The 10,834-nt window shown below is 72.6% G+C and carries 10 protein-coding genes; 2 read left to right on the forward strand and 8 right to left on the reverse strand.

Annotated elements, in window-relative coordinates:
* A partial coding sequence (locus tag AB0H87_RS30555) for a maleylpyruvate isomerase N-terminal domain-containing protein (protein WP_360153274.1) occupies window positions 1-479 on the reverse strand: 479 nt, incomplete at its 3' end.
* Between the two features lie 113 nt (window positions 480-592).
* Between AB0H87_RS30555 and AB0H87_RS30560 the strand changes: the two genes are divergently transcribed.
* On the forward strand, window positions 593-991 hold the full coding sequence (locus AB0H87_RS30560) for a VOC family protein (RefSeq protein WP_360153277.1): 399 nt from the start codon (window positions 593-595) through the stop codon (window positions 989-991).
* Window positions 992-1,012: 21 nt separating this feature from the next.
* Here AB0H87_RS30560 and AB0H87_RS30565 read toward each other — a convergent pair whose 3' ends face one another.
* From AB0H87_RS30565 to AB0H87_RS30595, 7 genes are all read right to left on the reverse strand, one after another.
* Entirely contained in the window at window positions 1,013-2,515 is a 1,503-nt protein-coding gene (locus AB0H87_RS30565) for a nucleotide disphospho-sugar-binding domain-containing protein (RefSeq protein WP_360153280.1), read from the reverse strand.
* A 32-nt stretch (window positions 2,516-2,547) separates the two neighbouring features.
* On the reverse strand, window positions 2,548-3,699 hold the full coding sequence (locus AB0H87_RS30570) for a multicopper oxidase domain-containing protein (RefSeq protein WP_360153283.1): 1,152 nt from the start codon (window positions 3,697-3,699) through the stop codon (window positions 2,548-2,550).
* A gap of 61 nt (window positions 3,700-3,760) precedes the next feature.
* Entirely contained in the window at window positions 3,761-6,778 is a 3,018-nt protein-coding gene (locus AB0H87_RS30575) for a family 16 glycoside hydrolase (RefSeq protein ID WP_360153286.1), read from the reverse strand.
* Window positions 6,779-7,213: 435 nt separating this feature from the next.
* Window positions 7,214-7,843 (reverse strand): LysE family translocator, encoded by a 630-nt coding sequence (locus AB0H87_RS30580; RefSeq protein ID WP_360153289.1) that lies wholly within the window; start codon window positions 7,841-7,843, stop codon window positions 7,214-7,216.
* Between the two features lie 9 nt (window positions 7,844-7,852).
* Window positions 7,853-8,401: a DUF4232 domain-containing protein gene (locus AB0H87_RS30585; protein WP_360153292.1), complete on the reverse strand. Its 549-nt coding sequence runs from the start codon at window positions 8,399-8,401 to the stop codon at window positions 7,853-7,855.
* The gene (locus AB0H87_RS30590; RefSeq protein WP_360153295.1) at window positions 8,401-9,366 is read right to left on the reverse strand and encodes an MBL fold metallo-hydrolase; all 966 of its coding nucleotides are present in this window, start codon (window positions 9,364-9,366) and stop codon (window positions 8,401-8,403) included. Before AB0H87_RS30590 ends, AB0H87_RS30585 begins: the two co-directional genes overlap by 1 nt.
* Before the next feature lie 114 nt (window positions 9,367-9,480).
* Window positions 9,481-10,350: a serine hydrolase gene (locus tag AB0H87_RS30595; RefSeq protein ID WP_360153298.1), complete on the reverse strand. Its 870-nt coding sequence runs from the start codon at window positions 10,348-10,350 to the stop codon at window positions 9,481-9,483.
* Between the two features lie 57 nt (window positions 10,351-10,407).
* Here AB0H87_RS30595 and AB0H87_RS30600 point away from each other — a divergent pair.
* A partial coding sequence (locus tag AB0H87_RS30600) for a LysR family transcriptional regulator (protein ID WP_360153301.1) occupies window positions 10,408-10,834 on the forward strand: 427 nt, incomplete at its 3' end.

The following is a 10,834-nucleotide window of genomic DNA, read 5'->3' on the forward strand; positions in this document are numbered from 1 at the left end:
CTGATCGAGCCGTCGTCGTCGAAGGTGCGCAGGGCGTGCAGCACCTCGGACAGGCCGATGTCCCGCGAACCCTGCGTCACGCTCAGGAACGCGACGTCGACCGGGGCGGGCATCCAGGCGTACGTGACGCGGACGCTCTCGCGCTGCTGGTCGTCGAGCGACTCGTAGCGCTTGACCAGCGCCTCGTTGGCCGTGACGACCCAGTCGGCGCGCTCCTGCCGGGAGGCTCCGTCCCACTTGGCCCAGACGGTCTTGTTGAACTCGCCGTCCGGCGGGGTGCTGCCCGCGATGCCGGCTTCGAGGGTGGCGAGGTTGATCTCCGCACCGCTGCCGAGGTGGCTGAGCACCTGGGAGATGTCCCACTCGCTGGCCCCGGAGGGCCGGGCGAGGTCGTCGGCGGTGAACCCGGCGACCCGGGCGGCGAGGTCGTCGTGGCCGGTGCGCAGCACCGCGATGACGCGGTCGGCGTCGGTTGCCATGGGGTTGCTCCAAACACGAGGGGGGCGTTCGTGATCGAGACTAGCTCCGCCGGAAAGTGTCGGTGGTGGCCGCTAGCGTCGGTGTCATCAAAGGACGAGGAAGGGGATCGGAAATGCTCCGGGGGATCGCGACGATGAGCTACTGGACCGATGACCTGGCCGCGGCCAAGCGGTGGTATGCGGACCTGCTCGGCATCGAACCCTACTTCGAGGTGCCGGATGGTTACGCGGAGTTCCGGCTCGGTGACTACCAGCAGGAGCTGGGGTTGATCGCCCGGTCGTTCGCGCCGGAAGGCACGCCGACGGGCGCGGGCGGGGTGGTGGCCTACTGGCACGTCGACGACGTCGACGCCGCTTTGGAACGGCTGACGGCGATGGGTGCGACGGTGCGGGAGCAGCCGCGGGACCGCGGGGAGGGCTTCATCACCGCCACGGTCACGGACCCGTTCGAAAACATCCTGGGGATCATGTTCAACCCGCACTACCGCGACGTCCTATCCGGGCGCGGCTAGCCGCGCCGTTGGCCCGGCGGGTCAGCCGAACTTGGCGAAGACGGTCGAGGCGATCTCGGTCGGTGCGGGCATCGCGGCGATCTCCGTGGCAACCTCGCCCGACGCCGCACGCAGGGCCGCGTCGTCGATCAGGCGACGCAGCACCGTGGCGTCGATCCGCTTGACCGGCACGGCCAGGCCCGCGCCGCGGTTGGCGACCGCCGCCGCGTTGTGTGCCCGGTCGCCCGGCCCCGGCGTGACGAGCTGCGGCACGCCCGCCGAGAGCGCCGCGAGGATCGTGCCCGCGCCGCCGTGGTGGACGATCGCGCTCGCGTTTTCCAGGGCCTCGGGCACCGGCGCCCAACCGACCGCCCGCACGTTCGGCGGCAGGCTCCGGCCGGCCAGCCGGTCGACGGCGCGGAGCAGCACGAACTCCGCGTCGATCTCCGGGGCGAGCTTGACGATCCGGTCCAGCACCGAGGTCGAGCCCGGGCCCGCGATCGTGCTGTGGCTGACCAGGATCCGGGGGCGCGTCCCCGGTTCGCGCAACGACTGGGGGAGGCTGGCGCCGCCGCCGTAGCCGAGCGGGCGCATCGGCTGGCCGCTCGCACCCGGCACCAGGCTGTCGGGGGTGATGCGGAGCACCGCGGCGCTGGCCGGCACGTCGACCCGTGGCCGCATCTTCCCGACCGTGACCGAGAGGAGCAGCGCATCGTCGAAGAGCGTGTTGCCGTGCAGCACGGCCGGCACGTCGTGGCGGGCCGCGGCCACCGCACCCGCGCCGCACAGCGGCTCGTGCACGACCACGTCCGGGCGCCAGCGTCCGACCAGCGCCGTCGCGGCCTCCGCGTAGCGATCGTTGACCGCGGCGAAGATGTACCCGACCGCGTCGGTGCCCGCGCGGCCGGCCAGCTCCCGCACCAGCAGCCGCGGGCGGCTCAGCATCGTGCCCAGCGCGATCCGACCGAAGTTGAACGGACCGGTGAGGTCCTCCACCGGGAAGCCGGCCGGCGGGCGGGCCGCGGCGTCGCCGCCGGACGCGACGAGTACGTCGTGTCCGGCGGCGCGCAGGGCCTCGGCGAGCGGAACCGGCCGCGTGCCGATCAGGCCGGTGAACCACTCCGAGCCCGGCTGGGCCCGGGCCGCGTCGTGGACGCCGACGAAGCCGCCGCCGCCCTTGACGTACGCCTGGAAGGCCGCCTCCTGGGCGTCGTTGAGCGTGACGCCGTTGGCGGACAGGAACACCACGCCGCGGTACTTGGCGAGGTTGTCCCTGTTGAAGTCGGCCGGGTTGGTGGACACCCGGACGGTGAAGCCGTTCTCGGTGCCGAGCTTGCGCACGGCCGCGACGGCGCGGTTGACCGGGTCGTCCTGCTGGTCCACCGGGCCGTGGAAGACCAGCACGTTGACCGCGCCGGCGCCCCAGGTCGGCGCCGCCGCCGACGCCGGCGGGGATCCCGGTCCGGTCATGATGCCGAGCGTGAGCACGGCCGCCGACGCCAGCGCTATCGCGCGGCGCAGCCTCGGCCGCTTTCGATGGGCCATTCCTGCTCCTTCGTGAGGGTCACGGAATCCGGTCACGTGTGGCTCCCCTCGTGTCCGGCGTGCGCCGCGGGCGCGCCCGCGGCGGAAACCGGCGCGTGGTCGGCGCTGTGCGCCGCCAGGGTGCCGTCGGGGTTGAGGACGTGCAGCATCGTGGCCATGCCCTGGTCCGAGTGGAACTGCATGTGGCAGTGCAGCATCCAGTTGCCCGCTCCGACCGAGTCACCGGCGACGATCTGCACCCCGAACGAGTCGCCGGGGCCGAGCGTCTTGTTGTCGATGACCGGCACCGAGTCGACCAGTGCCTTGTTGGTGCCGTCGAGCGTTCCCGTGCGGGTGTCCGCCCAGGAGTGCCCGTGCAGGTGGAAGGTGTGCATGTCGTTGCCCATGCCGACGACCAGGAACTCGACCCGCTCGCCCTGCTCGGCGATCAGGCAGGTCGGGCCGGGCACCGGGTTGGCCGGGTCGCAGGTGTCGGTCGCGGCGCCCCGGCGCAGGTTGATCGACTGGAGGTCGCCGAACACGGTCACGTACGTCCGGTCCGGTCGCACGTCGCCCTGACGGCGGACGACGAGGCCACCGAACAGGCCGGCGCCCTGCCCCTGCGTCCCGTGTGGACCGCCGACCATGTGGTCGTGGTACCACCAGTAGCCGGCTGTGCCCTGCGCGCCCGTGGTGGGGTTGCGGGGCTTGGCGAACCAGATGTACGTGCGCTGGCCGCCCGGCGGGACCCAGGAGTCCGTGTGGATGGTGCCGTCGGAGGTCGGGGTGTACTTCACCCCGTGGGTGTGCAGGGACACGCCGAGCGGGTGGTTGAGGTCCCGCCGCAGCGCCTCGAGGGTGGCCGCCGGCACCTGGTTGTGCAGGGTGATCGCCAGGCACTCCCCCTCGATCATCTCGATCAGCGGCCCGGGGTACGAGGCCGTCTCCGGTGTCAGGCCGTAGCCGAGCCGGATCTGGGTCCCGTCCTTGGGCAGCTCGACCGCGTACAGCTGGATCCGCCGGTCCGGTTGGACGCAGCCCTCCGGACGGTCGCCCGGCGCGAGGGCGGCCAGCGCGGCCTTCTCGGCGGAGAGCGCGGCCGGTGCCGCCGCGGCGGGCGCCCCCGGCCCGGCGGCCTGCTGGCCGCCGAACCGGAGGACCCCCGCGCCGACCAGGGTCACGGCGAGGATCGCGATGGCCCACATCCGCGGACCGCCGACGACACCAAGGCGTGAGGTTTCCTTATCCACTGGTCTTGTCCTTTGCCTACGGGGTCAGCGGTGCGATCCGGATGTTGCGGAAGCTGACCGTGTCCGCCGCGCTGTGGTTCTGCAGGCCGATGTAGCCCTCCGCGTGCTGGCGCCCGTCGGTGCCCGGGTCGTCGGCCCGCGGCGGGTCGAAGACCTGACCCGGCGCGTTGGTGAACTGGTTGATCAGCTTGCCGTTGCGGAAGATCGAGTAGTGCTGGCCGACCACGCGGATCTCGTAGTCGTTCCAGACGCCCTTGTCCCGCACGCCCGCGTCGGCCAGGTCGACCCGGTCGAAGCCGTACACGGAGCCGCTCTTGTACTGGTCACCCGTGGGGCTGTCGAAGATCTGCAGCTCGTGGCCGTATTTGATCGCCACCCACTCCGGCCGCGGCTCCTGCGGGTGCTGGTGCACCTGCGGGAAGCGGACGAAGACGCCGCTGTTGGCCCGGCCGGTGCCCGGAGCGTCGTCCCGCCACTGGAGCTTCAGCGAGAAGTCGCCGTACGTGCGGACCGGGAACCAGAGCATGCCCAGGCCGTCCACCTGCTTGCTGGTGATCGAGCCGTCGGCGTTGCGGCGGAAGCCACCGGCGCCGACCTGCTCCCAGAGCCGGAAGGAGGCGGCCTTGGCGTCCAGCAGCGGCGCGTAGCCCTGCACCGCCTCGGACCGGCCGACGTTGCTCTCGCGGGCGCCGCGGACCAGGCCGTTGCGGTCCTTGAGCGGGATCAGCGAGCGCTGGTGCCAGCGGTCGGCCAGAGCGGTGACGTGGTCGACGAACTCCGCGGCGCTGGCCCACGGTGACTCGTCGAGGACCAGGTCGTTGATGCTGCAGCCGCCCTCGACGACCCGGTTGGCCACACCCGTGTTGTGCGTGCCCATCCAGACCGTGGTGCGGTTGTCGGCCACCTTGCAGCTCGGCGCCGGCGGGCCGCTCTCCACCACGGTGAACGTGGTCGAGGCGGTGGTGCTGACGTTGCCGGCCCGGTCGGTCGCCCGGTAGGTGAACGTGTGCGTGCCCGGCGTGTTGACCGTGACCGGCGCGCCGTAGACCAGGTAGCCGTGGCCGTCGAGCGCGTACTCGACGCGCATCAGGCCGGAGCCGCTGTCGCTGGCGGTCAGCGTGACGGTCGCGCTGCCGACGTACGCCCAGCCGCTGTCGAGCTGGCCGCTGATGGCGGCGTTGACGGTCGGCGGTGTGGTGTCGTCGGACGGCGCCACCACGGAGAACGCCACCGACTTCGGGGTCGACGTGTTGCCGGCCTGGTCGGTCGCCCGGTAGCTGACCGTGTGCGCACCCGGCTGGTTGACGGTGACCGGCGCGGTGTAGGCCGCGTACGGAGCGCCGTCCAGCGAGTACTCCACAGTGGCCACGCCCGAGTCCGCGTCGGTGGCGGTCACGGTGACCGTCGCCGCGCCGATGTAGGCACCGGTGTTGTCCTTGTTGCCGGCCACGGCCGCGGTCGCCGTCGGCGCGGTCTGGTCGGGGTTCGGCGCGTCGACGACGGTGAACTGCACGCTGCCCGGCGTCGACGTGTTGCCGGCCTCGTCGGTCGCCCGGAACGTGACCGTGTGCGCGCCGGTCGCGGTGACGGTGACCGGTGCGGTGTACGGGGCGTAGGCGCCGCCGTCGACCGCGTACTCCACGCTGTCCACACCGGACTCCGCGTCGGTGGCGGTGACGGTGACCGTGGCGCTGCCGACGTACGCGCCCTGCTCGTTCTGGTCGCCGGCGACCGCGGCGGTGACGGCCGGCGCGGTGGTGTCGGGGCCCTGCGCGTCCGCGACGGTGAACTGCACCGTCTCGGGCTCCGAGGTGTTGCCGGCCTCGTCGGTGGCGCGGGCGCTGAACGTGTGCGCGCCCGGCTGGTTGACCGCGACGGGCGCGGTGTAGGCGGCGTACGGCGCACCGTCCAGTGAGTACTCGACGGTCGCCACGCCCGAGCCCGCGTCGGTGGCGGCGACGGTGACCGTCGCGGTGCCGACGTAGGCGCCCTGCTCGTTCTGCTCGCCCGCGACCGTGGCGGTCACCTCGGGCGCGGTGTTGTCCGGGTCCGGCGCGTCGACGACCGCGAAGGCGACCGACTGCGCGTTGGAGGTGTTGCCCGCCTCGTCGGTGGCCCGGAACTGCACCGTGTGGTTGCCGACGTCGTTGACGGTGACCGGCGCGGTGTAGGCCGCGAACGCGCCACCGTCCAGCGAGTACTCGACGCTCGCGACGCCCGACTCGGTGTCGGTGGCCGTGATCGTGACGGTCGCGGTGCCGACGTAGGCGCCGTTCTCGTCCTGGTCGCCGGCGACGGCCGCCGTCACCGTCGGTGCGGTGGTGTCCGGGTCCTGCGGCTCGACCACGGTGAACTGGGTCGACCCGGTCGTCGAGGTGTTGCCCGCGACGTCGGTCGCCCGGTACTGCACCGTGTGCGCGCCCGGACTGTTGACCGTGACGGGGCCGGAGTAGGTGCCGAACGGGCCGCCGTCGAGCGCGTACTCGACCCGGGCCACGCCGGAGCCGGCGTCCGTCGCGTTGATCGTCACGGTGGCCGCGCCGACGTAGTTCCCGTCGCCGTCGCGCTCGCCCGCGACCTGCGCAGTCACCTCCGGCGCGGTGGTGTCGCCACCGTCGCCGGTGACCGTCAGCAGGCCGGTCATCTGGCCGTGGCCGGGGATCGCGCAGAAGTAGCGGTAGGTGCCCGGGGTCAGCGTCACGTCCGCGGTCCACCGGCCGCCGTTGGCGTCCGACGGGTCCGCGATCAGGTTGAGGTTGACGTCCCGGTTGTAGCGCGGGTCGCCGGTGTCGAAGGTCAGCGTGTGCTGCATACCGGTGGTGTTGCCGGTCGCGGCGCTGTTCTCGAAGACGATCGTCGTCGGGCCCGCGACGGCGCTGCTGGGCACGGAGGCGTACGCCTGGAAGCTGTCCCCGGCCGTCCAGGTGAGCACCTGGGCCTGGAGCTGCTGCGGCGCCGCGCTGTCACCCGGTGGCTCGGCCCCGGCCGGGCGCGTGCCCGACAGGACCCCGGCCAGCACGACGCTGGCCAGCATGACGGTTACGGCGGCGAAGGCGGCGGACGGCCGGGCGAACCGACCCTGTCCGAGCCTGCTGAGCAGGCGCCTTCGCGTGCCTCGTGGCACAGATTTGGGCATGTCCGACATACCTTCCGCAGTTCGACCGACGGTGGACATGGCGAAGCAGACCTCGCTGGCCCGCTGGGACGGGCTGACGATGCCTCGGGGTCGGGGACGTGGGCGTGGAACGGCGAGCGAGGTGCACTGCTCACGCGCCGTTTACATCGATGAAACAACGTGGTGTGCGAGTGACCCTAATCGCTGATCATCGAACTGTCCACATCTTTCGATGATGTTGACAAGACTTTTATCCAGGACAGCAAAAGTACGGACGATCCTGATCGTTAGGATCCGTCCGAATGCGACACGTAAGATCCGCCGCGGCCGTGAAGCCTTACTGTCCAGTAGGGATCAAGCGCTCTCGGCGGCCAGGCGGGCGCCGAAGGCGGCCAGGGCGGCGCCGGTCACGGCGTCCAGGGCGCGGCGGACCCGGCGGCGGCGCAACAGGCCGCGGATCCGGTGCAGCGCGGCCACGACCAGCAGCGAGTAGAGCAGCCCGAGCGCGGCGTGGGTCAGCGCGAAGACCAGCAGCACGGCGACCGGGGTGTCGGGGCCGAGGAACTGCGGCAGCACCGCGAGGTAGAAGACCAGCACCTTCGGATTGGTGATGTTGGACAGGAAGCCCTGCCGCCACCCGGTCCAGGCGGTGCCGGCACGGTCGCCGGCGGTCGCGTCCAGCGCGGCGTACTCGCCGCGCGCGGCCGAGCGGAACGACTGCGCCGCGAGGTAGAGCAGGTAACCGATGCCGGCCCACTTGATGGCCTGGAACAGCGGTTCGACGTGCACGACGATCGCGCCGAGGCCGGCCACGGCGAGCAGGCCCTGGACCACATTGGACGTCGCGATGCCCACCGAGCTCCAGCGGCCCTGCGTGCGGCCGCCGACCAGGGTGCTGCGGACGGTCACCGCGAAGTCGGCGCCCGGAATGGCGATGAGGACGAGGGCGAAGACCACGAACGACGCGTACGAACTCCAGCTCACCGCGCGACTCTACCCAGCGGCGCGCCAGGCGTTCACCGCAATCCGGGCGGGGGTGCCGAGGTCCACACCACCGTCGGGGGTGACGATCTGCTCCGGTGCGCCGGGCACCGGTCTGACCGCGAGGTAGGTGGCGACGAGCGGTTCACCGTCGGTCACGGTGTTGCGCCAGAGCACCCTCGCCTGCGCCGAGCCGCCCGGCGGGACGACGAGCCGGTGTGCGGGCGTGTCCCAGGCGTCCGGCGCGCTGACCGGCTCGGAGCCGTTGCCGACCGTGATCGCGAGGGCCGCGTGCGCGTCGTCGAGGGCGCGGACGACCGGGAAACCGGCCAGCTGGTACGGGCGGTCGCCGCAGTTGTAGAGGGTGACGCCCATGGCCCGCAGGCCCGCCGCGGAGTCGACGGGGCCGGCGGTGAGCGCGACGCCGTCGGCGCAGGCCCGCGCGGTCGGTGTCGGGTGCGCGGTGGGCGGTGGGAGCGGCGCCGGGCCCGGCGCGGCACAGGCCGCGAGCAGAGCGCCCGCGACGAGCGGCACGCCGAGGCGCCGGAGGAGCGGAAGCATCATGCGAAGGTGTACGGCTTCAGGTAGTCGGGCAGGACCACACGGGTGCGCGGCGCGACCCGGCGGATCTCGGTGATCATCGCATCCAGCCGTGCGCGGTCGGACGGCGCCACCACGGGCGGGTTCTGCAGCGGTGTCTCGAAGTTGTCCCAGTGCACCGGCACCACGACCGGCGGCTTGCCGAGCGCCTCGAGCAGGCGCGGCACGTACTCGTGCGTCGTGGTCGCCGACGCCATCGCCACCATCGCGATGTCGGGCCGCATCCCGTCGACGTTGCGGGCCACGAAGTCGCTGGCGCCCATGAAGAACACGCTGGGCCCGTTCCGCACCGACAGCAGATAGGCCAGGGTGTCCCCTTCCGGCAGGTCGGCGACCGTGGTCGGGCGGGACGGCCGGCTCAGCCGCACACCGGGTATGCCCACGGAGTAGCCGGCGTTGCGGCTGTGCAGCGAGGCGACCACCTCGACGGTGTGGTCGCCGAAGTCGAGCACCTCGCCGCCCTTGACCGGGCCGAGCTGAGCCGCCGGTATGCCGAGCGCGAGCCCGAGCTGGTAGGTGGTCAGCGTGCCGAGCACGCGGGCGCCCGTGGTGGTCGCGATGTGCGGCACGTCGTTGAAGTGGTCCCAGTGCGAGTGCGTGACGAGCACGGTCTCCGGGCGGCCGACGTGCGCGTCGACGGTGGCGGTGGCCACCCGCAGCGGGGTCGCCGGGTCCATGCCGCCGTCGAACAGCCCGGTCCGGTAGCGGCTGAGGTACGGGTCGACGAGCACCGTCCGGTCGCCGATGTCGATCCGCCAGCCGGCGGTGCCGAACCAGCGGAACGTGGCCGCGCCGGCCCGAAACCCGCGCGGTGCCGCGGCCGCGGCCGCCGGCGTCGCCAGTCCGGCCGCCCCCGTGGCGGCCAGGCCGGTCGCCGCGGCGGCGGTGCGCAGCAGCCCGCGGCGGTCGAGGTTGCGGTTTGTCATGGGTTTCCCCTTCCGAGTGGATCATCCAGCTACGGAGACCCAACCACCGCCACCCACCCGGCGTCCAAGACAAAGATCATGAGCCGCTGATACGCGTGCCGATATCAGAGCAGGTCAAAGCCCCTGCCGGAGGGCCTCGACCGCTGTGCGGGACGCTTCGCCGATCGCCAGGTCGACGTCGATGCGGCGGAACTCGAGCGAGCGGGTGCGGGCGAAGACCGCCAGTGCGTAGCGGCCGCCGTCCGGGTACTCGACGACGCCCGCCTCCATGTGCAGGCCCGGCAGCGTGCCCGTCTTGGCGGATACCCGCACGCCCGGTGGGAAGCCCGAGGCGATCCGGGTCCAGAAGATCTGGCGGCTCATCAGGGACCGGACCATCGCCGTCGCCGCCGGTGGGCCCGCCTCGTCGCGCCAGATCAGCGACAGGAGGCGGGTCACCTCGCGCGGTGTGCTCGACGTCGTGCGGGCCGGGTCGAAGACGCGCATTGCCCGCACGCGTTCCGCGGGCAGGGTCGGGAAGATGCGCACGAAGTCCGCGTCGTCGGTCGCGCCGACGTCCGCGTACATCGACTCCAGCAGCTCCCGCGGCCCGCCGGTGATCCGCGTCGTCGCCAACCCCAGCTCGGCCGCGAGCAGCGACAGCACGTCGGGACCGACGCGGCGCAGCAGCAGGTCGGCGGCGGTGTTGTCCGTGACGGACATGGCGAAGTAGGCGAGGTCGCGCAACGACACCTCGGCGTCGTCTGCGCAGCCGGCCGTGCCCCAGCCGCCCAGCCGGTCCGCGGCCCGCACGACCACCCGCTCGGTCGGGTCGAGCTGCCCCGCCGCGGCCTGCCGGGCGAACTCCAGCACCAGCAGGATCTTGAAGATCGAGGCCAGCACCACCGGTTCGTCGGCGCGGATCCCGAGCGAAGCGCCCCCGTCGAGGTCGACGGCGTGGAGCTGGGCGTCGACCCCGACCGCCTCGAAGATGTCGTCGATCACGGCGACCGACGGTACCGCGCCCGCGCGACCCATATGCGAACGCATATCCTCGGCCGGGTGGACCTCGCCCGGCACCTGCGGCAGTTCCTCGTCGTCGCCGAGGAGCTGCACTTCGGGCGGGCCGCGGAGCGGCTGCACATCGCCCAGCCGCCGCTGAGCCAGGCGATCCAGCGCCTCGAGCGGGAGCTCGGCGTCGCGCTGTTCGACCGCTCCCGGCGGCAGGTCGCGCTGACCGTGGCCGGCCGGCTGCTCACCGCCGAGGCGCCGACGCTGCTCGCGGCCGAGGAGCGCGTACGGCTGATCATGCGCAAGGCCGGCGACGGCGAGATCGGCACGCTGCGGGCCGGCGTGCCACCGGAGCTGCCCGCCGTGACGTTGCAGGCGCTGCTGGCCGGGATGGCCGACCGGGCGCCGGGCCTCGACGTCGACCTGCACGAGCTGACCAGCGCCGAGCAGCTGCGGATGCTGGCCGAGGCGCGGCTCG

Origin of the sequence: Asanoa sp. NPDC050611, assembly GCF_040654855.1 — a bacterium.
Lineage (GTDB): Bacteria > Actinomycetota > Actinomycetes > Mycobacteriales > Micromonosporaceae > Asanoa.